Here is a 24,975-nt window from a genome sequence, read left to right as displayed (position 1 = left end):
GTCAGCTCTCCGCGCCCGACGGCAGCGCGGCGGCCATGCGGGTGTGCGCGTCGTCGGCCAGCGCGTAGTCCAGGAAGCGGCCGCGTCGCGACGCGGTGACCAGCCCGTTCTCGCGCAGCACGCGCAGGTGGTAGCTCAGGAGGTTGCCCGGCACGGTCACGTGCTCCTGCAGGTTGCACACGCACGCGGGCCCCTCGGCCAGGCGCCGCAGCACGGTCCACCGGACCGGGTCCGCGACCGCCTGCAGCAGCGTCACGGCGTCGTCGAGGCCTGTCCGCTCAACGGCAGTTGGTGCAGTCACAGTTGAATCGTCGACCCGTCGCCCGGGGCCGGACAGGGACGTTCGTCCACCCACGGGTTCGGGGCCCCGGGCAACCGGTGGGGCAGAAACACTCCAGATCCGGCACACGCATGCCGATCTGGGAGGAATCCCCTCACCACCCCGCAGGAGCCCCTCGATGCGTACCCGGTCCACCGTGTGGTCCCTCGTCCTGGCCGGGAGCCTGGCGATCACGACGATGCCCGCCGCCGTCGCCGCCGACGCGCCCCCCGCCGCACCCGCCGCGAAGGCCGCCGCGACGACGCTGCCGAGCAACGTGGCGAAGAGCCGGACGCCCGGCGGGCGCCTGCTGATGCTCCCGCTGGTCAACAAGACGTACGCGTTGAGCTCGGGCTGGGGTGCGCGGTGCATCCCCACCCGCGGGGCCTCCACGTTCCACCACGGCCTGGACATGAGCGCACCCGACGGCGCGCCCATCTACGCCGTCGCGGGCGGCACGGTCACGCACGTCGTCCAGCCGACGAGCTCGGTCTCGGGGCAGATCGTCGTGCGCACGATCGTCGACGGCGTCTCGACGCAGATCGCCTACCTGCACTCCTGGAACCCCGGGAAGTACGTCAAGGTGGGGGACCGCGTGAAGGTCGGGCAGCGCATCGGCGACGTGGGCGCGTCGGGTCCGGCGACGGGGCCGCACCTGCACCTCGAGGTCTGGACCGGCGGCTACTACCAGGGGACGTCGCACGACCCGCGCGTGTGGCTCGAGGGCTACGGCCTGCCCGTGACCAACCGGGCGACGGCTGACTGGACCAGCCCGGCGCCGACGTCCTGCACGTACTACGCGACGGCGAACCTCAACCTCCGGACCGAGCCCGCGACGACGTCGACCGTGCGGGCCACGCTGCCGCCCAACACGACGCTGGCGAACAAGCCGGGCGTCAAGACCAACGGCTACATCCCGGTGACCGTCCGCCTCGCCACGGGCACGGTCAAGGGCTGGGTGCACGCGGACTACATCTCGCAGTCCAAGACGTACCACCTGACGAAGTCGACCGTCGTGCGGCAGTCGGCGATCTCCACGTCCAAGGCGCTGCTCACCGCGCCCGCGGGCGCCTCGCTCACGCCCGTGCAGGTCTCCGGGTGGTGGACCAAGGTGGTCGTCTACGGCGTCACGGGCTGGGTGCCGAACTCGGTGGTCGCGGCCGGTCTGTAGCCGCACGCCCGGCGCGGCGGGTGGCGGCCGGGGTCTCACCGAGCACCGCGCGGTACGCGCGGGTCAGGTGCGCCTGGTCGGCGTAGCCGAGCTCGGCCGCGAGCGTGGCCAGGTCCGTCCCCGGCTCGGTGAACAGCCGCAGCGCGGCGTGCTGCAGGCGGCGGCAGTCGATCAGCCACTTGGGCGTCAGTCCCGTGCGCGCGGAGACCAGCCGGGACAGCGACCGCGTGCTGGTGTGCAGGAGCGCGGCCAGCTCGCCGACGCGCGTGACGTCCGCGCGCTCCTCGGCCAGCCGGCAGGCCTCGTTGACCAGGCGCCCCGCGTCGTCGACGCGCGCCGCGACCGGGGCGAGCCACGTGCGCAGCACGGGCAGGACGTCCGCGTGCGCGGCCATCGCGTCGCTCACGCCGGAGTGCGGCGCGGACACGAGCGGTTCGGCCCGCCCGACGAGGTCGCCGGGTCGCGTCGCGGTGAGCAGCGCCGCCGCGGCCGGCCACAGCAGCACGCCCACCACCCAGGACCGCCCGGTCAGCTCCTGCGTGGTGACCACCGTGGACGGCCCGACGAGCACGGCCGCCTCCGGTGTCACGACGACGTTGCACGCCGGGTAGGTGAGCACGCGCTGCGTGCGGGACTGCCCCGCGGGCACGTCCCACCGTGCGACCCACACGTGCCGCACCAGGTCGGGCAGGCCCGGGTCGTGGCGCTCCCACGTGACCTCGGCGTCGCCGGGGTTCAGGTGCCCGCGTGATCTCATCCGGACATCGTGCCGTCCGGTTTCTTCAAACGGCACGCACCGGCCCCGGGCACGCTGGGGGCATGAGCGAGAGCACCACGGCAGCCACGGGCGAGCACACCACCGACGGCGTCCCGCACGGACGCACGTCCCTGACCCCGCACCTCGTCGTGCGCGGCGCGCAGGAGGCGATCGCGTTCTACCGCGACGTGCTCGGGGCGCGCGTGCACGACGTGACGCGGTTCGGCGATGCGGTCGCGCACGCCGAGCTGGAGCTCGCCGACGGGTGGTTCACGCTGAGCGACGCGCTCGACGCCTACGGGCTGACGGCCCCGGCCGAGGGTGAGCCCGTGACCTACTCGCTCGCGGTGTACGTGCCTGACGTGGACGCGGTCGCCGCGCGCGCGGTCGAGCACGGCGCGACCCTGCGGGAGGGGCCCGAGACCTACGTCAGCGGGGACCGGTTCGCGTCCCTGCTCGACCCGTTCGGCGTGCGGTGGTCGGTCATGACGCGGGTCGTGGACCTGTCGCCGCAGGAGTCGGCGCGGCGCGTGGCCGAGTGGGCCGCGGCCCAGGGCTGAGCGCGCTCAGTCCTGCAACGGCCGGATGACGCGTGCGGGGTTGCCCGCGGCGACCACGTCCGGCGGGACGTCCTTGGTGACCACCGAGCCCGCGCCGATCACGGAGCGGGCCCCGATGGTGACGCCCGGGCACACCACCACGCTGCCGCCGAGCCACACGCCGTCCTCGATGGTCACGGGCGAGACGCGCTCCCAGCCCTGCGGGCGCAGCGCGGGGTCCAGCACGTGCGTGGGCGTGTAGATCCGCACGCTCGGGCCGATCAGCACGTCCGCCCCGATGCGGATCTCGCCGCCGCCGAGCGTCAGGAAGTCCGCGTTGACGAACGTGCGGTCGCCCACGTGCAGGCGGTGACCGTAGTCCAGGTAGAGCGGCGGCCGGAAGTCGACGCCCTCGCCGACCGTGCCCAGCAGCTCGCGGAACAGCGCGAGCGCGGCGTCGCGGTCCTCGTCGTACAGCGCGGTGATGCGGCGGCACGTGCGCTGCGTGGCGGTGGTGAGGTCCGCGAGCTCGGGACCGAACCGGTAGCGGTACCAGTCGCCCGCGACCATCTTGTCGTACTCGGTGCGCGCGTCCGCGAGCGCCGCCGTGACGTCCAGCTCCATGGTGTGCCTCCCGGCCGATCTGCTGGCGACGAGTCTGTCAGGCGCACGTGGGCCCGGTGCGGGACGTCCGGGAAAGGAGCCGACGGGAGCGGGCGGCGCCGGTACGGTCGCCCGCATGACGCACACGAGCACGTTGCAGGGTCGGGTCGCCGTGGTCACGGGGGTGAGCCGCCGCAAGGGCATCGGGTTCGCGGTCGCGTCGCGGCTCGCGAGTGCGGGGGCCAGCCTGTTCGTGCAGCACTGGACGCCGCACGACGCCGAGCAGCCCTGGGGTGCCGACGACGTCGAGCAGGTGCTCGCCGAGCTCGAGGGCCGCCTGGCCCCGGGCGCGCGGCTGGCCGCCACCAGCCTGGACCTGGCCGAGCCGGACGCGGGGGCCGCGCTCCTGAGCCGGGCCGGCGAGGCGCTGGGGCACGTGGACGTGCTGATCTGCAACCACGCGCGCAGCGGTGGGGACGGCCCGCTCGACGAGCAGACGCCCGCGATGCTGGACGCGCACTGGGCCGTGAACACGCGATCGACCATCCTGGCGACGCAGGCGTTCGCGGCACAGCACGACGGCCGCCCCGGCGGCCGGGTGATCTGGATGACGTCCGGACAGCTGCACGGGCCCATGCCCCACGAGATCGCGTACGCCGCGTCCAAGGCCGCGCTCGCGGGCCTGACCGCCTCGGTCGCGGACTGGCTGATCGAGCGCGGCATCGTGCACAACACCGTCAACCCCGGCCCGGTGAACACCGGCTACCTCGACGTGGAGACCGCGGACCGCCCGCCCGAGGTGCTCGACGCGGTCCTCGCGCACTTCCCGGGCGGCAGGTTCGGCGAGCCCGACGACCCGGCGCGCCTGATCGCGTGGCTGGCGAGCGACGAGGGCCGCTGGGTGGTCGGCCAGGTGCTCAGCACCGAGGGTGGCTTCCGCCGCTGGTGAGACTCAGGGCCGGTGGTGCGGGGGGACCGCGTACAGCGCGTGCTCGGTCAGGTGCAGGACGTTGGTGACAAGCGCCGCGACGTGCTCGTCGGGCTGGGTGTAGAACACCGTGGTGCCGTCGCGGCGCGCGGCGACCAGCCGGCCCGCGCGCAGCTTGGCCAGGTGCTGCGACACGGCCGCCGCGGGCCGGCCCAGGGCCGCGGAGATGGCGGTCACGGACATCTCCTGCCCGTCGAGCATGGCCAGGATCGCCAGGCGCGTGCGGTCGGCCAGCAGGCGGAGCACGTCCACCGCATGGTCCAGCTCGGGCTGGGTGGGCGCTGCGCCGGGTCGCTCCGTCACGGTGCTCATGATGTCAGCAGGGCGGGATCCGGCTCGTCGGTCACGTCCGCCGGTGCGGTGGCCCGGGGCCACAGCCGCGCGGCCACGATCGTCGCGCCCGCGGCCACGGCGGCCAGCGCGCCCGCGGTGCCGGCCAGGTGCCGGTCGCCGAGCCAGCCCGCGAGCGGGTAGGTGACCAGCCAGCACGCGTGCGAGAGCGAGAACTGCGCCGCGAACGCCGCGGGCAGGTCCGCGCGCGGCACCGAGCGGCGGATGATCCGGCCCACGGGCGTCTCCACCGCGGACCACCCCGCACCGACGAGGACCCACAGGGCACCGATCGCGACGACACCCGCCGTCGCGTGCGCACCGAGCGCGAGGGGGACCGCGGCGGTGGCTGCGGTGAGCACCAGGGCGCCGACGAGCATCACGCGCCGCTCCGGGACGCGGCGCAGCAGCCGGGGCAGCGCCAGGGCCGCCGCGATGGACCCGACCCCGACCGCGGCCAGCAGCAGCGCGACGACGTCCTCGCCCTGCCCGAGCTCGGCGCGCGCGATCACGACCGTCTGCACCAGCACGTACGCACCGGCCGCGGCCACGGCCAGGTTGAGCGCGAGCACGGGTCGCAGCGTCGGCGTGCGCAGGAACAGCGCGGTGCCGTGCCGCGCGCGCTGGCTGAACGGCATCTCGGGCGCGTCCTCGTCGTCCTGCGCCGACGTGCGGTGCGGCACCGCGACGGACACCACCAGCAGCGCCGAGCCCGCGAACCCGGCCGCGGTCCCGAAGAACAGCGCGGAGGACGGGACGACGAGCAGGAGCGCCGCCGCGATCGTCGGCGACAGGACCGACTCGAGGTCGTACGCGAGGCGCGACAGGGACAGCGCCGCGGTGTAGTCCCGCTCGTCGGGCAGGACGTCCGGGATGACGGACTGGAACGTGGGCGTGAACGTGGCCGAGGCCGCCTGGAGCACGAAGATCAGCACGTAGACCTGCCACACCTCGCCGACGAACGGCAGGCTTACCGCGGCCGCGAGCCGCAGCAGGTCCGCGCCGACCAGGACGCGGCGCCGGGGGAGGCGCGCGACCGCGGCGGCCGCGAGGGGCGCGACGACGACGTAGGCGACCATCTTGATCGCGAGCGCCGTGCCGAGGACGCTGCCAGCGTGCTCACCCGCGAGGTCGTACGCGAGCAGGCCGAGCGCGACCGTCGCCAGTCCCGTCCCGGCGAGCGCCACGACCTGCGCGGCGAAGAGGCGACGGTAGGCGCGGTGGGAGAGGGCCTGGAGCACAGGCTCAGTGTCCACGTATCTACGTGGATACGCAAACAGCGTCAGCGCACCCGCGCCCACTCCGCGACGTCGACGCGCGCCCCACGCCCACGCAGCCGCGCGACGAACGCCGTCAGCACCCGGTGCGTGGTGGCCCGGGTGGACGAGATCGTCGCGTCCGAGACGGTGACCGCGACCTCGCAGCTGGTGAGTGACAACGGCCGGGCCCGCACGATGATCGTCGACGTACGCCCCGCCTCGAAGCTCTCCGCGAACGGCGCCAGGGCGATCTGCGCGGTGTTCATCACCAGGCCGAACCAGTTCTTGGCGACCACCGAGCCGTCGCGGCGCACCCGCACCCGCAGGCGCTGCGCGCGCAGCAACCCGGTCAGCTCGGCCATCGCGGTGCTGACCGGGACCGAGACCTGCATCGTCAGGGTGGGCCGGTGCATCAGGCGCGGGTAGGTGGGCACCGCGACGTCCAGATCACTCACGTCGTCCATTGTGGGGGTGCGGCCACTCGGGTGAGGGGCATACGCCGCTGCCGGCGGGCTCGGTACCCTGACGCGTTCCACGGTGGTTCTGCAGAGGGGCTGGTCATGGCGTCACGGCGCAACCGGGAGGGCCGCGGCCGGCGGTTCTGGCGACGGGCCGAGAACGTGGGTGACGCGATCGACTTCTTCGACTTCGTCGGGATGTTCTTCCGCGTGCTGACCTGGCCGTTCCGGATGATCTTCAAGATCTTCGACGCCTTCTCCTGACCCACCGCAGCCGGGCGCGGGGCGCTTCGACCGGCCCGTGTCAGTCCTCGTCGGCGACGAGGACCTCGCCCTCGTGGGTGACCCACCAGACCTCGATGCCTGCCGACGTCAACGAAGCGTGAGTCTCGTAGTGCAGCGAGCGGTACCGGGGGAAGTCCGGCAGCGCGATGACGCTCCGTGTGGCGGGGCGACAACCTCGAAGTCGCATGGCGGCGAGCACCGCCGCGGCATACCAGTGCCCCGCCTGTGTGCTCGGGAGAGTGCGCTTGTCCTCGGAGGCGCGCCTGGGGTCGGCGTACCACCGGCTCGGGAAGCCCTTGACCTCGACGCCGACCTGCTCGCCGGCCCGCGTCGCCACGATGTCGATCCCGTGCTCCCGGCTCGCCGTGTCGGCCGTCGACTCGATCGACCAGCCGCGGCGCACCAACCACGCGACGACCGTGGCCTGGACAGCCGCCTCCGTGTGCCACGACTCGTCGACCGGGGTCGAGGTGTCGAGTGTTCGGGATGACGAGCCGACCGGAGTCGCGGTCGCCGCGCGCGTGCGAACGACGCCGCTGACCTCGAACCCGAGGGACCGCAGATGGCGGCGCGCCGTGTGGGAGTTGTAGTCCGCCGGGTCGAGCCCGGTGGCGACCGCGAAGGCCTGGCGAACGGGGAACCACGTCCCGCCGACGAGGACTGCGTGCGTGCGGATCGGGTCCGGCACGACACCCGACAGCCGCAGCTCGACGTCCGACCGGGCGAGTTCGAGCCGCGCCCCGTTGAGCACGAACCGGATTCGATCGACCATGCACGCCTCCTCGACGGCAGAGCCCGCGGTCAGTGCGTGACGAAGCGCCACGTATGGACCGACTGTGGCACCTCGCCATTCGTCGCGGGCGTGAGCGTGACCACCCCGCCCGTGACAAGACCTCCCCGCCACGGTCACCTGCTGCGCCAGACGAGGGCGTCGCGCGCCCTCATCGCGGCGGACGACCACCGCCAGGTCAACGACACGGTTGGTGGTCCGCCTGAGCGCACAGTGCCGCGCTAAGGTCGCCGACGCCCCGGGTACGCTGCGACGGGGCAGGTCGACAGCCGATCGGCACCGCGGCGCTTCTCTGTTCCCTCCCCCAGGGCGCCCAGAGGACGTCCGTACGTCCCGGGCCTCTAGCTCAACTGGCAGAGCAGCGGACTTTTAATCCGCGGGTTGTGGGTTCGATCCCCACGGGGCCCACCTGACCTGGTGATTTACACTTGCTTGACCCAGGGGTCACTCTCGGAGTCACTCCCAAGCGCGACGAAGGGGGCAAGGTGCGTCCTGCACCTTGCCCCCTTCGCCCTGGTCACGCGACGGGAAGGGAGGGAGCCGTCTCCGGGCCTTCCCGTCGCGTGACCTGGCTCCGAGTGTCGCGCCGGGTGCGAGCGGAACGGCGGGGACTCGCGAACAGTCCGAAAAGTTCCGCGCGTACTCGGCAAGCTCGCCCGTTGTCGTCGGTTCGCCCGCGCCCCGCGCTTCGACACCCCGATCTCCGATGGAGGTGCCGGACACCGCACGACCAGCACCGAGGCGTGCCGGTCGCGAGCGTCTTCGCGTGCGCCACACTGCACATGTCGTACTCAGGCGAGTGACTCCATTCAACCGCCCTTGATTGCCTTCCCTTCGTTGCCCGATGCTTCGGCCATGCCTTTGCGAACGCGCTCCTTGTCGATGATGACGTCCGTCGCTGTCGCGGGTTTGCTGCTCGGTGGACTCGCCGCCGTCGGACCGGCCGCAGCGGCACCCCCGCCAGCCGATGTCGCCGTGGACGCCACGTCCGCGGTCGCCCAGGTCAAGGGTGTGCGCGTATCAGTCAAGACACCCCGCAGGGTCGTCATCACGTGGAACACCACGCCCGGCGCCGTCGCCTACACAGTGCAGGTTGCAGCCAAGACGTACACCGTCACGAGCGCTGCGAAGTCCTTGCCCGGGGCGGTCGGTACGCGTGTGCGTGTCCGTGCGGTCGCCGCGTCCGGGGAAACCGGCCCGTGGTCGACCGCCGTGTACGTCCCCCCGTCGCGCCCGAAGCTCACCGTCGCCCGGTCCGCGACGAAGAAGGTGACCGTCTCGTGGGGCAAGGTCCCGGGTGCGACCCGCTACGAGGTGCACGCCGGGACGATGGAGGTTCTCACCAGAGCCCTCAAGGTGACGGTCCCCGCGGACGCGGACACGAAGATCCGCGTTCGCGCGGTCGGGGTGCACGCCTCGAAGAGTGCGTGGTGCATCCGCTACCGCGCACCCGCACCCGTCACTGGGGTGAAGGTCAGCGCGTCGAGCTCGGCGTACGCGCGCGTCGTGTGGTCGACCATGCCCGGGGTGTCGCAGTACGAGGTGGACGTCGCGGGCACGAGGTCAACCACCTCGAAGACGAACTTGGCTGTCCTCGCTTTCTCGGGTGAGGCCGTCAAGGTTCGCGCGAAGGGGCCAGGCGGGTGGGGCATGTGGAGCGCACCCGTGACCAAGCCGTTGTCCGACACGGAGATCGCCGCACTGCGTGAGGAGCTCGCCGACGTCCGAGAAGCGATCGCTCAGGTCCAAGCGGACATCTCCGAGTACAACGCTAACCTTGCCAAGTTGGAGTACTGGCTCAAGGTCGCGACGGAGTACAACGACACCATCCGGATCGCCGAGCTTGAAGCGGAGATCGAGCAAGTCACCGCCGACCTGAACGAAGCCAAGGCAGACTTGGCCGACCTGCAAGCACGCGAAGCGGAGATCGTCGAAGCCATAGGCTGACCGGCGTCGCTGGCGGCACTTGGGCGGCCTCGCGCGCGTCCAGGTGACGCACACCCGTCCGGCGGAATTTCTGGGCCCTCCACGGCCGCCCTCACCTAGCCACTCACCCAGCCCACCCGCCGAACCGGCTCGTCCCGTCGCCGGCACGCCCACGTGACGTCCGGGTCGTGGCGGCACGGCTGGTCAGGTGCCGCTGTCGGAGAGTAAGGGTGGCCCGGGTGTCGGGAGTGCGGGACCTCACGACGGGCGCCGAGGCGTTCCCTCCGAGTCGAGCATGATACGGAGGTAGAGCGCGCTGTCAGGTCGGGTGTTGCCCAAGCCCTCGGCATCCCAGGCAGCGATCTCGTGAGCGGGTGCTTTGACGTCGGCGTGCCCGGCATTGATGTAGACGCGTCGGCCGCCGGCGAGGCGGATGACCTTGCCGCGACCTGGGTATGCGGCGTCCGGATCCTCGAGCGCGAGCCCGAGGAGGGACAGGACAGCGCGGAGCGGTTCGACTTGTGACTGGCGGCGCTGCGATGGCGTAGTCAACGCATCGGCCGGGGGCAGCCGTCGGACGGCCGCGGGGACCTCGGGCCGCGACGGCGGCGCAGGTTCTCGACTGGGCGTGCGTCGGTCCCCAGCATGGGCCATCGATGAGAGCGCCGAGCCCACGACCGTGCCCGGCCAAGGTGAGACCCCGAGGCGCAAGAGTTCGGCACGGAGCGAGGCGACCACCTCTCGCCAGACTTCTCGGCGGGCGTACGTCGAGGGGTGGCCCACCATCAGAAGAGGGACGTCGCGCCCGAGCGCCGGGACCTGGGCGTGCGCGGAGCGGAACAGGCAAGCGTCGTGCCGGCCGTTCGCCCCGAGTATCTCTGGCGGCTCGGCGTTCACGACAAGAGAGCCACTCTCGCAGTGCTCCCCTACGAAGGCGCGGAAGGCCGTCGAGCCGAGGAGGAGGATCGCGGCCGGGTCGACCGCGCGCAGGATCTGTGCGAGGACGGGCGCGCTCTCGTGCGCCGCGGCACGCGCCGTGAGATTGAGCGCTGCCGCGTGCCGCGAGCGCCGGAAGATGACGTTGGTCGCCGGGACTCGGCGGATGGCATCCTCCGACGTGGTCTGGAGCACCTGCACGAGCGTGTCGTAGGCCGGGCCGGCGAGCGAGTATTGCTTACCGTGGCGGCGGAAGTCGACGTAGTCGTGCTCCCAGTTCTCGTAGAACGACGACGAGGCGTTCAGGTCAGTGCCGTCGACCTCGCCGCCGGGGTTGAACCCGAGGACGAGCAGCGGCGCCGGAGCGATCGCTGAGTAGAAGATCTTGTAGAAGCGGCGGTCGGTGAGCCCGGACGTCGCGCGGAACTCGGCGTCGAGGCGCGACATGAGGTCGATGTCGGGCAAGTCCACGGCATCCACGGTACGAGCCGTGGCTGACAGCGTGCGGCACGCTACCGGCGGGCGATGCCGCGTTAGCCGAAGACACGGGCGGCGTGCCGCGGCTCGTCCGGAGGCGGGTGCCGGACGGCGGATCCTCCTCAGTGTGACATCGAAAGTGGTATCGACGCCGACGAAACGTTTCAGGTGCGTCCTGACCCCTTCGGGCGAGCGCACGCTCGGTGCGAATGTGAAGGCTCACATCGCGGCGCTCCGGGGCCGCGACCTGTCCCGCACCGACGTCGAGACGCCGCCCGTCAGCCGGCCTCGATCGTCTGGCCCGCGCTGACCCGGCTCGAAGGAGAGCTCCATGAGACAAGCACCACTCGCACCCCGACGGCATCGTCGCCGCTGGGCGGCTGCGCTCGTCGCGGCAGCCACCGCAGTCTCGGCGGGCGTCGTCGCGCTCGTCGTCGCACCCGCGGCGTCCGCCGCGACGGTCGACCCGAACGCCTCGTACGTCCTGATCGGCCGCGGGAGCGGCAAGGCGCTCGACGTCTACAACCTCTCCATGGCCGACGGCGCCCGCATCACGCAGTGGACCCGCAATGACGGCCTGCAGCAGCAGTGGCAGTTCGTCGACTCCGGCAACGGCTACTACCGGATCAAGTCGCGCCTGTCGGGCAAGGTGCTCGACGTCACCAACTGGTCCACCGCGGACGGCGCCGCGATCACGCAGTACACCGACTACAACCAGAACAACCAGCAGTTCCGGCTCCAGGACACCTCCAACGGCTACGTGTCGCTGATCAGCCGGCACTCCGGCAAGGCCGTCGAGGTCCAGGGCGCGTCCACCGCCGACGGCGCCAACATCGTCCAGTACGCGAACTGGGGCGGGAACAACCAGCAGTGGCAGCTGGTGCGCGTGGGCGGGGGCAACCAGCCGACACCCACGCCCACGCAGAACCCGAACCCCGGCACGTGCCAGCTGCCGTCGTCGTACCGCTGGTCCTCGACGAGCTCGCTCGCGAACCCGCGCTCGGGCTGGGCGTCGCTGAAGGACTTCACCGTTGCGCCGTACCAGGGCAAGCAGCTCGTCTACGCCACGACGCACGACTTCGGCAGCTCGTGGGGCTCGATGAACTTCGGCCTGTTCTCGAGCTACTCGCAGATGGCGTCCGCGAGCCAGAACCCGATGCCGTTCAGCGCGGTCGCCCCGTCGCTGTTCTACTTCGCGCCCAAGAACGTCTGGGTGCTGGCCTACCAGTGGGGCGGCCCGGCGTTCTCCTACCGGACGTCGACGAACCCGTCGAACGTCAACGGCTGGTCCTCGCCGCAGACGCTGTTCTCGGGCAGCATCTCCGGCTCCGGCACGGGCCCGATCGACCAGGCCGTGATCGGTGACGACCAGAACATGTACCTGTTCTTCGCCGGGGACAACGGCAAGATCTACCGGGCCAGCATGCCGATCGGGAACTTCCCGGGCAGCTTCGGCTCGGCGTCGACCGTGGTCATGAGCGACACGACCAACAACCTGTTCGAGGCCGTGCAGGTCTACAAGCTCCAGGGCCAGAGCCGCTACCTGATGATCGTCGAGGCGATCGGCTCGCAGGGCCGGTACTTCCGCTCCTTCACGGCCAGCAGCCTGAACGGGTCCTGGACCCCGCAGGCGGCGAGCGAGTCCAACCCGTTCGCCGGCAAGGCCAACAGCGGCGCGACGTGGACCAACGACATCAGCCACGGTGAGCTGCTGCGCACCAACGCGGACCAGACCATGACGGTGGACCCCTGCAACCTGCAGCTGCTGTACCAGGGCCGCAGCCCGAGCTCGGGTGGCGACTACGGCCTTCTGCCGTACCGGCCGGGCCTGCTCACCCTGCAGCGGTAGCCGGTCGGCGCACCGACGAAGCACGACGCTGCGGGCCGCTCCCACCGGGGGCGGCCCGCAGCGTCGCGTTGCCCGTCGGGTCAGCCGCACGCCGGCTTGGTCCTGGGCGCACGCGACAAAGCGGGCGCGGGGCCGCTTATGCTCCGTGCGTGAAGCCGACCCTTGCACTCGTGACCCTCGCCCTCGCCGCCGGACTCGTGGGCTGCTCGTCCGACTCGCCGGAGCCGTCGAAGGGCACGCAGGCCGCGGCCACCACGCCCGCCGCGGAGGCGAGCACGCCTGCTGGCGAGGAGCCCACCGACGACTCCGCCGAGGCGCTCGAGGTGTACGTCGGCAAGGTGCAGCCGCTGGTCGAGTCGATGCTGGACGGCTCGGACACGTACTCCGACCTCGAGGTGCGCGCGGTGCCGCCCAGCACCATGGAGTACGTCTACACGTTCGCCGAGGAGGCGGACGTGAAGGCGGCCGCCAAGGGGCTGGAGGAGTACGTCCCGACGCTGCAGGAGACGGCGGACGCGCAGATCTTCCCCGAGATGGAGCGCGAGGGCATCGCCTCCCCGCGCGTGGCGTACACGTACCTGAACCCGGACGGCTCCGAGATCTGGACGGTCACGCTCGACCCGTCCTGACCCGCCGCGCGCGGCGCGCGACGAGCCCGCACCATGGGCGGGTGATCGACCGCTACCAGGGCCACATCGCGGGGCTGGCGACCGCCGACGGTCGGCGCATCGTCGTCGGCCGGTGGTTGCGCTCGCCGTGGCCGCCGTTCGTCGACGTCATGACGCAGGACGCGGCGGGTCGCCGTACGTTGCTGGCCCCGACACGGGAGATCGCCGACGAGGTCGCGGCGACGTACACGTTCGACGACGTGCTCGTCGTGCCCACGCGGTGCACGCCCGACGAGCGGGCGCGCACGTGGACGGTGCGCGCGGGACCGCTGACGGTGGACCTGACGATCGGGGCGCGCACGGCCATTGGGCATGCGCTGGGGCTGGTGCCGGGGGCGGTGGCGCGTTCGCGGTGGTTCGCCACCGCGGTGGACCCGGTGGCGCGCGTGGTGCTGCCGGGCGTGCGCACGCGCGGGTCCGCGGGTGGCGGGCGGACCGAGTGGTACGGCGCGACGGACCAGCACGCGATCGTCGACGCGCGCGTGACGTGGCGCGGCGTGGACTGCGGCATGCTGCAGGAGCGGGTGCCGCCCGTGGGGTTCGGCTTCTCATCGGTGCCCGGTGCGCCGTCGGTCACGGCGGTGCGCACGACGATCGCGCGGTGACGGCCCGGGAGGTCGCGGCATGGCGGAGGAGCACGGCGCGTACTGGGACGCGCAGGCGGCGGGCTACGACCGCGCGACCCGCTGGCTCGAGCCGCGGCTCATGACCCCGGCGCGGGTGTGGGTCGCGCAGCGGGTGCGGGGCGAGGTGCTGGAGGTCGCGGCGGGCACGGGGGCGAACCTGCCGCACTACGCGGCGTCGGCCGCCGCGGTCACGCTGACGGACGGCAGCGCGGCGATGCTCGCGCTGGCGCGACGTCGGGCCGACGAGGCGGGCGTGGCCGTGCGGGCCGTCCAGGCGGATGCGGCGCGGCTGCCGTGGCCGGACGCGTCGTTCGACTCGGTGATCTGCACGTTCGCGCTGTGCTGCGTGTCGGACGAGGTCGTGGTGCTGCGTGAGCTCGCGCGCGTGGTGCGGCCGGACGGCCGGGTGCTGATCGCCGACCACGTGGAGTCCTCGGCGGCCGGCTGGCGCGTGGTCCAGCGCGGCTTGGACGTGCTGGGGCGGCGGCACGGGGAGCACCACCGGCGCCGACCGCTGGTGCGGTTGGCGGACGCCGGGCTCGAGGCGGTCGAGACCGTCGCGTCACGCCATCGGCTGGTCGAGCAGGTGGCCGCCCGGCGGGCCGGCTGACGCGTCCGGGCAGGTCCCGGATGCGCGCTCGCCGCGCGGAACGAACGGAACGGCCCTACGGTTCCCAGGCAGGGCAAATCCACCAGGAGGGGTTCTCATGACTGTCACGGGGATCATCACGGCCATCATCATCGGCGCCATCGTCGGCGTGCTCGGGCGCTTGGTGGTGCGCGGCAGGCAGAACATCTCGATCCTGCTGACCATCGTGATCGGGATCATCGCGGCGCTGCTCGGCACGTGGGTCGCCAGCCTGCTCGGCGTCAAGGACACCGACGGCATCGACTGGATCGAGCTGCTGCTGCAGGTCGCGTTCGCGGCCGTCGGGGTCGCGATCGCCGCGGGCTCGCGCGGCAGGCGGTGACGTAGGGCCCAGGAGGGCCGCGTACACGCGTATGCATCCACCGCGGGGTGGGCCGGGAGGGTGAATCCGGCCCACCCCGCGGCACGTGCGCTGGGATGCTCACGGCGTTGGTTCAGCCGTCTCCCAGGGGGAACTCCGATGTCCGTCACCCGCCGCGCACTCGCGCCGCTCCTGCTGCTCTCGATGACGGCCGCGCTCGCCGCCTGCGGAGGTGGCGACGACCCGGCGCCGGACGCCGCGGCGACGACCGCCCCCGCGGCGGCGTCGCCCAGCGCGGAGCCGACGCCCAGCCCCACGCCCGAGCCTGAGGTGCTGTCGCTGACGCAGGAGCAGGTCGACGCGGCGCTGCTGACCGCCGACGACCTCGGTGACGGCTGGATCGTCGACACCGTCTCCGGCATGGACCTGCTGGGCGACGACACGGACGACGACGATCGCACGGTCGAGCCCCCCGAGTGCAGCGCCCTCATGGAGGCCATGGAGGGGATGGCCGACGACGAGCCCACGGCCACGGGCGTGGTGCAGCTGGCCGCCGAGAGCGCGCCCCAGGTGGTCGCGCAGCGCATCGAGACGATCGCGGACACCGACGTCGCCGAGCTCGCGGGAATCGAGGGCGTCATCAGCGCGTGCCCGACGGTCCGGGAGACCGCGGCCGACGGCGCCGTGCTCGAGATGGCGCTCGAGACGTTCGACGTGCCCCAGGTCGGTGACGGCGCGGTGGGCGTGGCCGCGTCCACGCAGGGGCTGACCCTGCACTTCGTGTTCGTGGCCGTGGGTGACCAGCACGTGACGCTCGCGGCGCTCGGTCTCGACCCGGCGGCGATCGGCGAGCTCGCCTCGACCGCCGTGGACCGGATCGAGTCGGCGGCCTGAGGTCGCTCCGTGGCGCGCCCGGTCGGCCGGTCGCGCCACGGTCGGTCGCGCCACGGCCGCGAGCGGCCGGTCAGTCTCCGTCCGGCTCGACCGCGAACCGCTCGGTCAGCTGCGCGACGGTCGCGGCCGCGATGGTCTCGGCCGCCTTGCGCGTCACGCCGACCTTGCGCGTGCGGATCTCGGCGAGCAGCACCTCGGTCAGGTCGTCCCGCAGCGTCGCGACCACCTGCGCGGCGATCGCCCGCTCGTCGACCGCCTGTCCCAGCGCGACGAGGATCGCGCGCTGCCCCGCGAGGATGCGGGCCGCGTCCCGACGGCTCTGCCGGAAGCCCGCGGACGCGTACCCGAGCATGCCGCCCAGCGACTGCTCCTTGAGGCCCAGCACCGTGGCGGCCTCTCCTGTGACGGGGATCCGCTGCTTGGGGTCCAGCTCGCCCATGTCGTCCTCCTGACGTGTGCTCGACGTGCCCGTGGTGACGAACGCCCGGACGGCCGAGGCCCGGCGGCCGGTCGTGATCTCGAAGTGCATGGCGTCCCGCAGGCCCACGGGGAAGTCGAGGCCCCAGGTGAACAGCCCGTCGGCCTCGGCAAGGATCCGCCGGACCTCCGCGGTCTGCGCCGCGGTGAAGCCCGACGAGTAGGGCTGGCCGCGCTGGTGGGCCTCGTACGGGTGGCGGCCCCCGTTGACGTCGATCGCGGTGGCGGAGATGTGGTTGGAGCCCGGGTGCCCGCCGACGGACGTGTTGAACGCGCGTGACCGCCAGCCGTTGAGCACCGTGACGCGTTCGACGCGCGTGTGGATCTGCTCCACCAACCACGTGAACGCCGCGGCCACGTCGCCACGCAGCACCTCGCAGCCGTTCTCGTCGTCGGCCAGGAAGAGGCGGTCCACCTGCGCGGCGGAGGCGTCGTCCCAGCCGTTGAGCGTCGCCATGAGGTCTCCCGTCCCGACCCGTCGCACGTGGCGCGGCGGATGGCTGTGCCCCCACGGGGAATGTGACCCGCGGTGCTGGACCAGATACACGGTCTTGCGCGATGCGCGGGATCAGCACTACCTTCCACCTGTAAGCAAATACTGACAGGTGGGTGGATGACCGACGGGGACCGGCTGGTCGAGACGCTGGCGGCGCTCGCGCACCCGGTGCGCCTGCGGATCGTCGCGCGGCTCGCCGGTGGCCGCGACTACGTCAGCCACCTGGCCCGTGAGATCGGCGTGAGCCGCCCGCTGCTGCACCTGCACCTGCAGAAGCTCGAGGCCGCGGGCCTCGTCGTGGGGAGCCTCGAGCTGTCGTCGGACGGCAAGGCCATGAAGTACTTCGAGCTCGCCCCGCTGGACCTGCACCTGACCCCGGACCTCGTCGTCGACGCGGCCGCGACCCTGACCCCACCCGCCCACGCTGCCCCGGAGGACGACTGATGGACTGGCCCACGGTGATCCTGCTGCTCGGAGTGCTCGTCGTCGCGCTGATGGTCGGCATCGCCGTCGTCGCCACGCGCAACGAGTCCCGCAAGCTCGACCTCGACGAGGCGCGCTCGGAGGAGGTCAAGCGCCTGCTCGCGCGGTACGACGAGCTGTCCGCAGCGACGATCGAGGCCCAGAAGCGCGCCGCCGCAGACCTGGCGGACCTGCAGACGCGGCTGGCCGGGATCGAGCGAATCCTGCGGAGCGTGGAATGAGCGCCACAGTCGAGGCGCTGGTCGCCACCGCGTACGGCCCGGTGCGGGACGTGCTGCGGCACGCCGACGTGCCGCGCGACGAGCCGGGCGCGGGTCAGGTGCTGGTGCGCTCCGCCGCGGTCTCGCTCAACGCGGCCGACGTGCTGCTGACCCACGGCGAGCCGTTGCTGGTGCGCGCCGGCTTCGGCCTGCGACGCCCGCGCCGGCCCGTGCGCGGCCGCGACCTGGCCGGGACCGTCGTCGCCGTCGGGCCGGGCGTCACCGCGTGGTCCGCTGGGGACCGGGTCGCGGGCGAGGTGCCCGGCTCGCTCGCGCGTGAGGTGGTCGCACCGGCCGACGCACTGGCCCGCATCCCCGACGACGTGACCCTGGTGGACGCCGCGACGGTCCCGCTCGCGGGCGCCACCGCGCGCCAGGCGCTCCGTGCCGCGAGCGTCGGCCCCGGCTCGCGCGTGCTGGTCACGGGCGCCTCGGGCGGTGTGGGCGGGTTTGTCGTACAGCTCGCGCGTGCGGTGGGCGCCGACGTGGTGGGGGAGTGCAGCGCGGCCAAGGCGGACGTCGTCCGGGCCGCGGGGGCCGAGCCCCTCGAGCGTGGTGCGCCGCTGACCGCCGCCGGGTTCGACGCGGTCGTGGACGTCGGAGGCGGGCGGTCGCTCGGCGAGCTGCGGCGCGCGGTGCGCCCGGGCGGTGCGGTGGTGCTCACCTCCGGGCGGGGTGGGCGCGTCATCGGCCCGATGGGCCGGCTGCTCGCCGCGGTGGTGACCAACCCCATCGTCGCGCCGCGGTTGCGTCCGTTGGCCGCCAGGGTCGGCCCCGACGACGTGGCGGCGCTCCTGGCCGACGTGGCCGCCGGGCGGGTGCGCCCACTCGTCGGGACCGTGCTGCCGTTCGCACGCGCCGTGGAGGCGTTCGCGCTGCTCGAGGCGGGTGCCGTGCGCGGCAAGGTGGTCGTGACGCTGGACGGGTGACGGCGGGCCCACGAGGCCGCGAACCGGACCAACCGCTCCGTAGCCGCCGATACGGTGTCCCACATGACCGGGCCGACCGTCGATCCAGACTCGGCACCGTCCGCCGGGCGGTCCGCGCCGCCTCCGCAGCCACCGGCCGGGTGGTACCCGGCCGACCAGCCTGGACTCGAGCGGTGGTGGGACGGCCGGCACTGGACCGAGCACCTGCGCCCCGCCGTCCAGCCCGGTGCGCACCCCCGGGTGTCGGTCCGGCACGAGCGGATCAGGTGGGCCGGCGTCGCCTGGGGCGGCGGTGGCGGCAGCGCACTCTCGACGGTGTTCGGTGCGGTCTTCGTCGTGATGGCGCTGCCCCCCGTGGCCTTCGCGCTCGGGGCGCGCGAGGCGTGGCGTGCGGTGTTCATGGCCTTCTTCGCGCTGGTCCTGCTCGTCGGGGCGGCCGCCCTGTTCGTCAACGCCCACTTCTGCCGCATCCTCGAACGCGGCGGCTCGACGCCGCCCGGTGGCTCGTCGAACCCCTGAGAACCGTCGAGCGCTCTTCCGTGGACGCCGCACAACGACGGAGCGCCCCGAGGACCGAGGTCCCCGGGGCGCTCCGTCGTGCGGGCGTCAGTGCGTCAGCTGCACGTGGCGCCGTTCAGGGTGAAGGCCGTCGGGTTCGGGTTCTGGCCGTTGTGCGAGCCGTTGAAGCCGATGTCGACGCTCTGGCCGGGGGCCAGGGTGCCGTTCCAGGGCGCGTTGGTCGCGGTGACCGTGGCGCCGGACTGGGCCCAGGTGGCGCTCCAGCCCTGCGTGACCTGCTGTCCGGCCGTGAGGTCGAACTTCAGGGCCCAGCCGGACAGGGCGGTGGTGCCGGTGTTGGTGACCTTGACCGACGCGGTGAAGCCGGAGTTCCAGCTCGAGGCGTTGTAGACGACCTTGCAGGACCCGCCGGTCGTCGTGGACTTGGTCGTGACCGACAGGGCGGCGGAGGCGGCGGACACGTTGCCCGCGACGTCCTTGGCCCGGACGGTGTAGGAGTACGCGGTCGCGGCGGTCAGGCCCGTGTCCGTGTACGTGGTCCCGGTGACCGAGCCGACCTTCGTCGTGCCGCGGTAGACGTCGTAGCCCGCCATGCCCGAGCCGCCGACGTTGTCGGTGGACGCGGTCCAGGACAGCGCGACGCTCGTCTCGGTGACGGTGCCCGCGGTCAGACCGGTGGGCACGCTGGGTGCGACGGTGTCGACGACCGTGCCCGTGGTGGTCTTCACGGACAGTGCCGCGGAGGCCGGGGACACGTTGCCGGCGGCGTCCTTGGCCCGCACGGTGTACGAGTACGTCGTGTCGGCGGTCAGACCCGTGTCGGTGAAGGTGGTGCCGGTGGCGGAGCCGACCTTCGTCGTGCCGCGGTAGACGTCGTAGCCGGTCACGGCGACGTCGTCGGTCGAGGCGGTCCAGGAGATCTGCGCCGACGTGCTGGTGACGGTGCCGGCGGTCAGGCCCGTCGGGGCCGTCGGTGCCTGCGTGTCGGGCTCGGTGGGGGTGTCCTCACCGAACAGGCGGTCGTAGTCCGCCAGGGCCGCGGCGATCGCGGTCTGCGCCCAGAAGCGGTGGTAGGTGAACGTGGGCGCCTTGCCGGTGGCCAGCGCGTTCTCGACCTTCGACCATGCGGGGTCGTTCTTGTAGAACGAGCGCATGTCGAGGAAGGAGACGCCCGGCTTGATCGCGTCACCGTTGGGCATGGTGCCCGACCAGCCGGCCGGGATGTACACGCCGTCGCCACCGGGGACGTAGGTGTCGTCGAACCGCAGGTAGTCGCCGCGGGTCTCGGCGGTGGCCACCCCCAGGGCGTCCTGGTTGTTGGCCCACATGGCGTCCAGCAGCGCCTTGGCGGTGTCGCGCGCGGCCGTGTTGCCGGACTTGGCGGCGTAGAAGAGCAGCGCACGCGCGGTGTCGCCGGCCACGCCGACGTCCTGCCCGTAGCTGGTCACCTCGACCGTGAGGCCCGGGTTGCCCGTGGGGCTCGCGGCGTTCCAGGTGTCCGGCTTACCGGTCCACTTGAGCTCGCTCGGCACCTTCCAGCTCGCGCCGTCCGTGGAGATGTTCGCGATGACCCAGGGGACCCACTTGTCGAGGATCTTCTTGGCCTGCGCGTTGCCCGACGCGTAGTACAGCTCGGCGACGCGCTGCACGCCCCAGGCCTGCATGCCGAACCAGCGGTTCGACGGCGGGTCGGCGTACACGGGCGCCTCGGTGTAGCCCATGCCGTAGAACGTGGGCGTGCCGGCCGGGGGCGTGGCGTACGCGCCGTTCCAGCTGTTGGTCGCGCCACCGGCGATGCCGCCGTTGGACGCCTGCAGCCACGTGTAGAACTCGAGCTGGCGCTGCAGCGACTTGGTCCAGTCGTCCTTGGCCGTCGCGGACTTGGGCGTCAGGGCCGGGTCGGTCGACAGCGCGTACGCCGCGAGCGGGTTCTGGTAGCCGAAGTGCGCCTGCGACGAGCCGATGCGCCACGCCCAGCCGGCGTTCGCGTCCGTGGCGCCACCCCAGGCCATGTACCAGGACAGCAGGTAGTGCGCGCTGTCACGGTTGGAGCCCGCGGGGCAGCTCGGCGAGGTGCAGCCGATCGTCTTGAAGTACTTGTCGAACAGCGTGTAGCGCAGGTAGTCGCCCATCTTCGCGGCCTTCGCCACGACGGCCGCGACGTCGGCCTGCTTGCCCTGCTCGGTGGCCCACTTGTTGGCCCAGTAGATCGCCTCGACCGCACGCGCGTCGGCGTCGGAGGCCGAGGTGTACTTCCACTGCTTGGCGTAGGAGGCGTCACCCGTGAACAGGTCGAGGAAGCCGTTCTTGCCGCCGTACTTGAACTCCTCGCAGCTGGGCTGCGGGACGGTCTCCCAGACGGACTCCTGCGGGCCGCGCTGGAACGTGTTGATGAAGGACGTGCCGGTGGCCGACGGGCCCATCTCGCAGCCCGGTCCGGGCGTGACGCCGAAGCCGTAGACGTTGTCCACGTCCGCGAGCCAGTGCATCTGGTAGATGTCCGACGTGCCGTACGTGGCCTTGAGCTCGTTGGCGATCGGGTCCTTGCCCACCGACGTGCCGCTGCTCAGCTGGCTCGGGTACTGGCTCGGGTGGTTGTACTCGGAGGCGTACGTCGCCGGCGAGTTGGGGTTGTAGAACGAGTTCGTCGGCTGGTCCACCGACGCCGGGATCATGTTCTTCTCCATGGTGTCCCAGGCGTGGTTGAGCGGTGCCCAGTCCTGCGTCACCTGCCCGTACAGCGCCTCGAGCCAGATCCAGTACGAGTACGCCTCGGACGTGGTCTCGTGGCCGTAGTCGGGCGCCTCGACGATGAGGGTCTCGACGGAGTGGTACGGGATGCCCTGCGGCGAGAAGTACCCGTTGGCCGGGTCCTTGATCTTGTCGTACTGCGCGAGGAAGCGCTGCGCGTACTCGCCGTCCACCGCGGCGCGCACGGGGGAGGCGGCCGGGACGGTCACCGTGGTGGGCAGGCCGCCCCCCGCGGGCGCGGCGGTCGCGGGGGAGCCCGCGGCCGCCAGGAATGACGACACGCTCAGGGTGGCCAGGGCCACCCAGGCGGTGCGTCGTCGGGTCGTTGAGGACATCGTCCGTACCTTTCTGGCTGGTGGGCGGCCCACCCTCGACGACGAGGGGGGACGGCCCGCCGCACCGCGCGGGGCAGTCCGCGGGGTGCGATGACGGAGGTGCACGAGTCCCTGGCCGCGGCGGTCCCGGCGACGGTGCCGGGGTCCGATGACGGGGAGGGGACGGGCCCACCATCGCCACCCGCGACGACGACGTCCACCATCCGAAACGTTTCACGTGGGAGCGCGACCACACGGGTAGGACGGATGCATGGCCACGACGAGCGCGGGACTGCTGCTCCACCGGACGGCGGCGGGCGGACGGCAGGTCTTGCTCGCGCACATGGGCGGACCGCTGTGGGGCCGGCGCGAGCGTGCGTGGACGGTGCCCAAGGGGGTCGTCGAGCCGGGCGAGGACCCGCACGTCGCCGCGGTGCGCGAGTTCACCGAGGAGCTCGGCTTCGCGCCGCCCGGTGCCGACGCGCCCGACGAGCCGCTGGGCCAGGTTCGGCAGTCGGGCGGCAAGGTGGTGCTCGCGTGGGCGCGCGCCGCCGACGTGGACCTGGCCGGCCTGCCCGCCGGTCCCGCGGACCCGGTGGTCAGCGCGCTGGTGACGGGCAACACCGCGACGATCGCGTGGCCGCCGCGCTCCGGCCGGACGCTCGAGGTGCCCGAGGTCGACCGGGTCGCGTGGGTGCCGGTGGACCAGGCGCGCGGCCTCGTCGTCGCGGCGCAGGAGGCGCTGCTGGACCGCGTGCTCGCCCTGGCGGCGCCTCCCGCGTGAGCCTCAGGCGCCCGCGGAGATGTTGACCATCCACCGGGTGCCGAACCGGTCGGTGAGCATCCCGAACGTGTCGCCCCACGGCGCGGTGACCAGCGGCTCGTCGACGGTGCCGCCCTGGACCAGCCCGTCCCACCAGGCGCGCAGCGTCTCGGCGTCGTCGCCGGACAGCGAGATGCTGATCGACGAGCCCGTGGGCGCCTCGCCCGCCGCGAACGCGTCCGACGCCATGAGCGTGAGCACGCCCGGCACGGTGAGCTGGCCGTGCATGACGCCGTCGCCGCCGTCGGGCATGCCGGACTCGGCGAACGTGGAGACCACCAGGTCGCCGCCGAACACCGACTGGTAGAACTCGAGCGCGGCGCGCGCGTCGCCGCCGAAGGCGAGGTACGGGTTCAGGAGCACGGACACGGGGCGCCCTCCAGGGTCGGTCGTCGGTCGCGTCCATCCTGTCCCGCGTGCTCGCGCGGCCGGTACCCCGCCCGCGCGTCCGGGTCGCGCGTGTAGCGTCCGGCCATGGCCGCAGGCATGCAGCGCGTCGAGGTGGTCGAGGGCGACGACGACGACGTCGTGCTGCCCGGGGGCGCCGCGTCCGGCGTCCGGCGCGACGACGACCCGACCGGGCCTGCCGAGGACGACCACGGCGACACCCCCGGCGTGCGGACCCGTCGGCCGCGCCGCGGTCTGCTCGCGGTGCTGGCCGGAGCGCTGGTGCTGGTGCTGGGGCTCGTCGTCGCGCAGGCGGTGATCGACGCGCGGCAGCGCGCGCAGGAGGCCCGGTGGGGCAAGGTGCCGGGCGTGCTCGCGCCGATCGGCGACCGGCTGACGGTCGCGGGCGAGATCACGAGCGACGGGGACTGGATGGCGGTGGTGCCCGGTGCGGACGGCGCGGCCGGGACGTTCGCGGTGGGGCGGCACGTCGCCGACGACGGCTCGTCGCACGCGTACGGCGTCGACGTGCTCACGGGGCGGGAGTCGTGGGCCGTCACGCTGGACTCGCCGGTCCCCGAACGGGTCGACGAGCGACTCTGGCAGTCGCAGCCGTGCCTGGTCGACGAGGTCGAGGCGGGCGGTCCGCTCGTCTGCCTGGTCACCGACCGCGTCCGGGGGTGGGGCGACGACGGCCTCACGACGCTGCGCGAGGGCACGGTCGGGCAGGTCGTCGTGATCGACGTGGGAAGCGGGCAGGCGCGGCGGTTCGACGCGGAGCCGGCCGACGGCGTGCATCTGCTCGGCGACGTCGTCGTGACGTCGCTGTCGCTCGGCACCCGGTCGGGATCGGGGCCGCGCGTGCGGCTGATCGCCTACGACGTGCAGACGGGCGAACGGCGGTGGTCCACCACCGTCACGGTCCCCGTCCCGGTCGACGGCGACATGCCGACCGACGCGGCGTTCGAGGACGTCGCGAACGTCTCGGTCGGCGGTGGGCTGCTCCTCGTCGGCTCGACGTACGGGTCCGGCATGGTGGCGCTGGACGCGAGCGGTGAGGTGATGGACCTGCCGGAGGGCGCGCAGATGTACGTCTGGTCCGACGCGCACACCGCGATGCTCGGTGGCGAGGGCACGACCGTGCTGGTGCGCGACGGCGCCGTGGTGACGTCAGGCCGCGGCGGCGGCGTGATCACGCCGGTCGACGACGGCTCGTCCGACGTGGCCCTCCTGACGCTCGACGACGGGCTGCGCGCGTGGGACGCCCGGGGTGACCAGCTGTGGCACCTGCGCGGCGTCGAGCCGACCGAGGCGATCCTGCTCGGGGGCTCGGTGTACGTGCTGGACGGTACGGACGCCGTGTCGATCGACGCGCGGCACGGCACCGAGCAGTGGCGCCGCGCGCTGCTGGACACGATCTCCGAGGACTTCTACCCGAGCCTGACCACCGACGGCCGCCGGCTGTACATGACGCTCACCGACGCGACGGGCGACGAGGACGCGCGGCTGCTGGCGGTGGACCTCGCCGGGCAGGACGTCACGCAGGTGCGTCTGCCCCCCGGGACGCAGCACGTCTCCGCCGGTGCCCGCGGGCTGTGGACCACCACGTGGACCGACGACGGCCCGGCGGTCCTGAGCCTGCTGCGCTGACGCGGCGGCCGGATCCAGGGCGGACGCCCAGGCGGCACTCAGCGGGGTCCCAGTCGGCGGG

The 24,975-nt window shown here is 72.8% G+C and carries 28 protein-coding genes and 1 tRNA gene; 18 read left to right on the top strand and 11 right to left on the bottom strand.

The window, feature by feature from the left end:
* Position 1: 1 nt before the first annotated feature.
* On the bottom strand, positions 2-301 hold the full coding sequence (locus CELGI_RS17640) for an ArsR/SmtB family transcription factor (RefSeq protein WP_013884709.1): 300 nt from the start codon (positions 299-301) through the stop codon (positions 2-4).
* A gap of 157 nt (positions 302-458) precedes the next feature.
* On the opposite strand from CELGI_RS17640, the gene CELGI_RS17785 reads away from it, so the two are divergent.
* On the top strand, positions 459-1,490 hold the full coding sequence (locus CELGI_RS17785) for a peptidoglycan DD-metalloendopeptidase family protein (protein ID WP_013884708.1): 1,032 nt from the start codon (positions 459-461) through the stop codon (positions 1,488-1,490).
* Here CELGI_RS17785 and CELGI_RS13565 read toward each other — a convergent pair.
* Positions 1,447-2,247, bottom strand: a complete 801-nt coding sequence (locus CELGI_RS13565) for a helix-turn-helix domain-containing protein (protein WP_013884707.1) — start codon at positions 2,245-2,247, stop codon at positions 1,447-1,449. The genes CELGI_RS17785 and CELGI_RS13565 overlap by 44 nt on opposite strands.
* Positions 2,248-2,309: 62 nt before the next feature.
* Between CELGI_RS13565 and CELGI_RS13560 the strand changes: the two genes are divergently transcribed.
* Entirely contained in the window at positions 2,310-2,807 is a 498-nt protein-coding gene (locus tag CELGI_RS13560) for a VOC family protein (RefSeq protein ID WP_013884706.1), read from the top strand.
* Positions 2,808-2,813: 6 nt separating this feature from the next.
* Here CELGI_RS13560 and CELGI_RS13555 read toward each other — a convergent pair whose 3' ends face one another.
* Complete coding sequence (locus CELGI_RS13555; protein WP_013884705.1) at positions 2,814-3,410, bottom strand: sugar O-acetyltransferase; 597 nt, start codon at positions 3,408-3,410, stop codon at positions 2,814-2,816.
* A 115-nt stretch (positions 3,411-3,525) separates the two neighbouring features.
* On the opposite strand from CELGI_RS13555, the gene CELGI_RS13550 reads away from it, so the two are divergent.
* Positions 3,526-4,338, top strand: coding sequence for an SDR family oxidoreductase (locus CELGI_RS13550; protein WP_013884704.1), 813 nt, complete (start codon positions 3,526-3,528; stop codon positions 4,336-4,338).
* Positions 4,339-4,341: 3 nt separating this feature from the next.
* On the opposite strand, the gene CELGI_RS13545 is transcribed toward CELGI_RS13550, so the two are convergent.
* The 3 genes from CELGI_RS13545 to CELGI_RS13535 are packed head-to-tail and all read right to left on the bottom strand — an operon-like array spanning position 4,342 to position 6,421.
* The gene (locus tag CELGI_RS13545) at positions 4,342-4,689 is read right to left on the bottom strand and encodes an ArsR/SmtB family transcription factor (protein ID WP_013884703.1); all 348 of its coding nucleotides are present in this window, start codon (positions 4,687-4,689) and stop codon (positions 4,342-4,344) included.
* Positions 4,686-5,948, bottom strand: coding sequence for an MFS transporter (locus CELGI_RS13540; protein ID WP_081465381.1), 1,263 nt, complete (start codon positions 5,946-5,948; stop codon positions 4,686-4,688). Before CELGI_RS13540 ends, CELGI_RS13545 begins: the two co-directional genes overlap by 4 nt.
* Before the next feature lie 41 nt (positions 5,949-5,989).
* Entirely contained in the window at positions 5,990-6,421 is a 432-nt protein-coding gene (locus tag CELGI_RS13535) for a hypothetical protein (protein ID WP_150104748.1), read from the bottom strand.
* A 105-nt stretch (positions 6,422-6,526) separates the two neighbouring features.
* On the opposite strand from CELGI_RS13535, the gene CELGI_RS17410 reads away from it, so the two are divergent.
* Positions 6,527-6,688: a hypothetical protein gene (locus CELGI_RS17410; RefSeq protein ID WP_013884700.1), complete on the top strand. Its 162-nt coding sequence runs from the start codon at positions 6,527-6,529 to the stop codon at positions 6,686-6,688.
* Between the two features lie 40 nt (positions 6,689-6,728).
* Here the strand turns inward: CELGI_RS17410 and CELGI_RS13530 are convergent, their stop codons facing one another.
* Positions 6,729-7,481 (bottom strand): hypothetical protein, encoded by a 753-nt coding sequence (locus CELGI_RS13530; RefSeq protein ID WP_013884699.1) that lies wholly within the window; start codon positions 7,479-7,481, stop codon positions 6,729-6,731.
* A 353-nt stretch (positions 7,482-7,834) separates the two neighbouring features.
* On the opposite strand from CELGI_RS13530, the gene CELGI_RS13525 reads away from it, so the two are divergent.
* Positions 7,835-7,907 (top strand) — tRNA-Lys (locus CELGI_RS13525).
* A 567-nt stretch (positions 7,908-8,474) separates the two neighbouring features.
* A complete protein-coding gene (locus CELGI_RS13520; RefSeq protein WP_041574209.1) occupies positions 8,475-9,446 on the top strand; it encodes a hypothetical protein in 972 nt (323 codons plus the stop codon).
* Between the two features lie 237 nt (positions 9,447-9,683).
* Here CELGI_RS13520 and CELGI_RS13515 read toward each other — a convergent pair whose 3' ends face one another.
* Positions 9,684-10,832 carry a uracil-DNA glycosylase family protein gene (locus CELGI_RS13515; RefSeq protein WP_041574208.1) on the bottom strand — a complete coding sequence of 383 codons (1,149 nt, stop codon included), beginning with the start codon at positions 10,830-10,832 and terminating at the stop codon, positions 9,684-9,686.
* A gap of 337 nt (positions 10,833-11,169) precedes the next feature.
* Between CELGI_RS13515 and CELGI_RS13510 the strand changes: the two genes are divergently transcribed.
* The 6 genes from CELGI_RS13510 to CELGI_RS17405 all read left to right on the top strand — a co-directional run bounded on the left by CELGI_RS13510 (position 11,170) and on the right by CELGI_RS17405 (position 15,825).
* Positions 11,170-12,687, top strand: coding sequence for a non-reducing end alpha-L-arabinofuranosidase family hydrolase (locus tag CELGI_RS13510; protein WP_013884696.1), 1,518 nt, complete (start codon positions 11,170-11,172; stop codon positions 12,685-12,687).
* A gap of 149 nt (positions 12,688-12,836) precedes the next feature.
* Positions 12,837-13,316: a hypothetical protein gene (locus tag CELGI_RS13505; RefSeq protein ID WP_013884695.1), complete on the top strand. Its 480-nt coding sequence runs from the start codon at positions 12,837-12,839 to the stop codon at positions 13,314-13,316.
* A gap of 41 nt (positions 13,317-13,357) precedes the next feature.
* Complete coding sequence (locus CELGI_RS13500) at positions 13,358-13,960, top strand: hypothetical protein (protein ID WP_013884694.1); 603 nt, start codon at positions 13,358-13,360, stop codon at positions 13,958-13,960.
* 19 nt (positions 13,961-13,979) lie between these two features.
* The gene (locus CELGI_RS13495; RefSeq protein WP_013884693.1) at positions 13,980-14,591 is read left to right on the top strand and encodes a class I SAM-dependent methyltransferase; all 612 of its coding nucleotides are present in this window, start codon (positions 13,980-13,982) and stop codon (positions 14,589-14,591) included.
* A gap of 97 nt (positions 14,592-14,688) precedes the next feature.
* Positions 14,689-14,952 carry a GlsB/YeaQ/YmgE family stress response membrane protein gene (locus CELGI_RS13490; RefSeq protein ID WP_013884692.1) on the top strand — a complete coding sequence of 88 codons (264 nt, stop codon included), beginning with the start codon at positions 14,689-14,691 and terminating at the stop codon, positions 14,950-14,952.
* Between the two features lie 138 nt (positions 14,953-15,090).
* Entirely contained in the window at positions 15,091-15,825 is a 735-nt protein-coding gene (locus CELGI_RS17405) for a hypothetical protein (protein WP_013884691.1), read from the top strand.
* Between the two features lie 70 nt (positions 15,826-15,895).
* Here CELGI_RS17405 and CELGI_RS13480 read toward each other — a convergent pair whose 3' ends face one another.
* Entirely contained in the window at positions 15,896-16,759 is an 864-nt protein-coding gene (locus tag CELGI_RS13480) for a M15 family metallopeptidase (protein WP_013884690.1), read from the bottom strand.
* 156 nt (positions 16,760-16,915) lie between these two features.
* Here CELGI_RS13480 and CELGI_RS13475 point away from each other — a divergent pair, with 156 nt between their 5' ends.
* From CELGI_RS13475 to CELGI_RS13460, 4 genes are all read left to right on the top strand, one after another.
* Entirely contained in the window at positions 16,916-17,242 is a 327-nt protein-coding gene (locus CELGI_RS13475) for an ArsR/SmtB family transcription factor (RefSeq protein ID WP_013884689.1), read from the top strand.
* On the top strand, positions 17,242-17,502 hold the full coding sequence (locus CELGI_RS13470) for a hypothetical protein (protein WP_013884688.1): 261 nt from the start codon (positions 17,242-17,244) through the stop codon (positions 17,500-17,502). Before CELGI_RS13475 ends, CELGI_RS13470 begins: the two co-directional genes overlap by 1 nt.
* Entirely contained in the window at positions 17,499-18,470 is a 972-nt protein-coding gene (locus CELGI_RS13465) for an NAD(P)-dependent alcohol dehydrogenase (RefSeq protein WP_013884687.1), read from the top strand. Before CELGI_RS13470 ends, CELGI_RS13465 begins: the two co-directional genes overlap by 4 nt.
* A 63-nt stretch (positions 18,471-18,533) precedes the next feature.
* Entirely contained in the window at positions 18,534-18,989 is a 456-nt protein-coding gene (locus CELGI_RS13460) for a DUF2510 domain-containing protein (RefSeq protein WP_013884686.1), read from the top strand.
* A gap of 95 nt (positions 18,990-19,084) precedes the next feature.
* Here the strand turns inward: CELGI_RS13460 and cbhB are convergent, their stop codons facing one another.
* Complete coding sequence (gene cbhB / locus CELGI_RS13455) at positions 19,085-22,075, bottom strand: exoglucanase CbhB (RefSeq protein WP_013884685.1); 2,991 nt, start codon at positions 22,073-22,075, stop codon at positions 19,085-19,087.
* A gap of 250 nt (positions 22,076-22,325) precedes the next feature.
* Between cbhB and CELGI_RS13450 the strand changes: the two genes are divergently transcribed.
* Positions 22,326-22,838: an NUDIX hydrolase gene (locus CELGI_RS13450; RefSeq protein ID WP_013884684.1), complete on the top strand. Its 513-nt coding sequence runs from the start codon at positions 22,326-22,328 to the stop codon at positions 22,836-22,838.
* Between the two features lie 3 nt (positions 22,839-22,841).
* On the opposite strand, the gene CELGI_RS13445 is transcribed toward CELGI_RS13450, so the two are convergent.
* Complete coding sequence (locus CELGI_RS13445) at positions 22,842-23,246, bottom strand: VOC family protein (RefSeq protein WP_013884683.1); 405 nt, start codon at positions 23,244-23,246, stop codon at positions 22,842-22,844.
* 105 nt (positions 23,247-23,351) lie between these two features.
* Between CELGI_RS13445 and CELGI_RS13440 the strand changes: the two genes are divergently transcribed.
* A complete protein-coding gene (locus tag CELGI_RS13440) occupies positions 23,352-24,914 on the top strand; it encodes a PQQ-binding-like beta-propeller repeat protein (RefSeq protein ID WP_013884682.1) in 1,563 nt (520 codons plus the stop codon).
* Positions 24,915-24,975 lie beyond the last annotated feature (61 nt).

It is taken from the genome of Cellulomonas gilvus ATCC 13127 (genome assembly GCF_000218545.1).
In the GTDB taxonomy this organism is placed as follows: domain Bacteria; phylum Actinomycetota; class Actinomycetes; order Actinomycetales; family Cellulomonadaceae; genus Cellulomonas; species Cellulomonas gilvus.
The sequence above is the reverse complement of the archived record's forward strand: the minus strand, read 5'-3'. Positions and strand labels throughout refer to the sequence as shown.

What these genes read in the sequence shown, in the direction of transcription:
- CELGI_RS17785 (WP_013884708.1), top strand. Translation starts at nt 459, where the DNA reads ATGCGTACCCGGTCCACCGTGTGGTCCCTCGTCCTGGCCGGGAGCCTG.
- CELGI_RS13565 (WP_013884707.1), bottom strand. Translation starts at nt 2,247, where the DNA reads ATGAGATCACGCGGGCACCTGAACCCCGGCGACGCCGAGGTCACGTGG.
- CELGI_RS13560 (WP_013884706.1), top strand. Translation starts at nt 2,310, where the DNA reads ATGAGCGAGAGCACCACGGCAGCCACGGGCGAGCACACCACCGACGGC.
- CELGI_RS13555 (WP_013884705.1), bottom strand. Translation starts at nt 3,410, where the DNA reads ATGGAGCTGGACGTCACGGCGGCGCTCGCGGACGCGCGCACCGAGTAC.
- CELGI_RS13550 (WP_013884704.1), top strand. Translation starts at nt 3,526, where the DNA reads ATGACGCACACGAGCACGTTGCAGGGTCGGGTCGCCGTGGTCACGGGG.
- CELGI_RS13545 (WP_013884703.1), bottom strand. Translation starts at nt 4,689, where the DNA reads ATGAGCACCGTGACGGAGCGACCCGGCGCAGCGCCCACCCAGCCCGAG.
- CELGI_RS17410 (WP_013884700.1), top strand. Translation starts at nt 6,527, where the DNA reads ATGGCGTCACGGCGCAACCGGGAGGGCCGCGGCCGGCGGTTCTGGCGA.
- CELGI_RS13530 (WP_013884699.1), bottom strand. Translation starts at nt 7,481, where the DNA reads ATGGTCGATCGAATCCGGTTCGTGCTCAACGGGGCGCGGCTCGAACTC.
- CELGI_RS13510 (WP_013884696.1), top strand. Translation starts at nt 11,170, where the DNA reads ATGAGACAAGCACCACTCGCACCCCGACGGCATCGTCGCCGCTGGGCG.
- CELGI_RS13495 (WP_013884693.1), top strand. Translation starts at nt 13,980, where the DNA reads ATGGCGGAGGAGCACGGCGCGTACTGGGACGCGCAGGCGGCGGGCTAC.
- CELGI_RS13490 (WP_013884692.1), top strand. Translation starts at nt 14,689, where the DNA reads ATGACTGTCACGGGGATCATCACGGCCATCATCATCGGCGCCATCGTC.
- CELGI_RS17405 (WP_013884691.1), top strand. Translation starts at nt 15,091, where the DNA reads ATGTCCGTCACCCGCCGCGCACTCGCGCCGCTCCTGCTGCTCTCGATG.
- CELGI_RS13480 (WP_013884690.1), bottom strand. Translation starts at nt 16,759, where the DNA reads ATGGCGACGCTCAACGGCTGGGACGACGCCTCCGCCGCGCAGGTGGAC.
- CELGI_RS13475 (WP_013884689.1), top strand. Translation starts at nt 16,916, where the DNA reads ATGACCGACGGGGACCGGCTGGTCGAGACGCTGGCGGCGCTCGCGCAC.
- CELGI_RS13470 (WP_013884688.1), top strand. Translation starts at nt 17,242, where the DNA reads ATGGACTGGCCCACGGTGATCCTGCTGCTCGGAGTGCTCGTCGTCGCG.
- CELGI_RS13465 (WP_013884687.1), top strand. Translation starts at nt 17,499, where the DNA reads ATGAGCGCCACAGTCGAGGCGCTGGTCGCCACCGCGTACGGCCCGGTG.
- CELGI_RS13460 (WP_013884686.1), top strand. Translation starts at nt 18,534, where the DNA reads ATGACCGGGCCGACCGTCGATCCAGACTCGGCACCGTCCGCCGGGCGG.
- cbhB (WP_013884685.1), bottom strand. Translation starts at nt 22,075, where the DNA reads ATGTCCTCAACGACCCGACGACGCACCGCCTGGGTGGCCCTGGCCACC.
- CELGI_RS13450 (WP_013884684.1), top strand. Translation starts at nt 22,326, where the DNA reads ATGGCCACGACGAGCGCGGGACTGCTGCTCCACCGGACGGCGGCGGGC.
- CELGI_RS13440 (WP_013884682.1), top strand. Translation starts at nt 23,352, where the DNA reads ATGGCCGCAGGCATGCAGCGCGTCGAGGTGGTCGAGGGCGACGACGAC.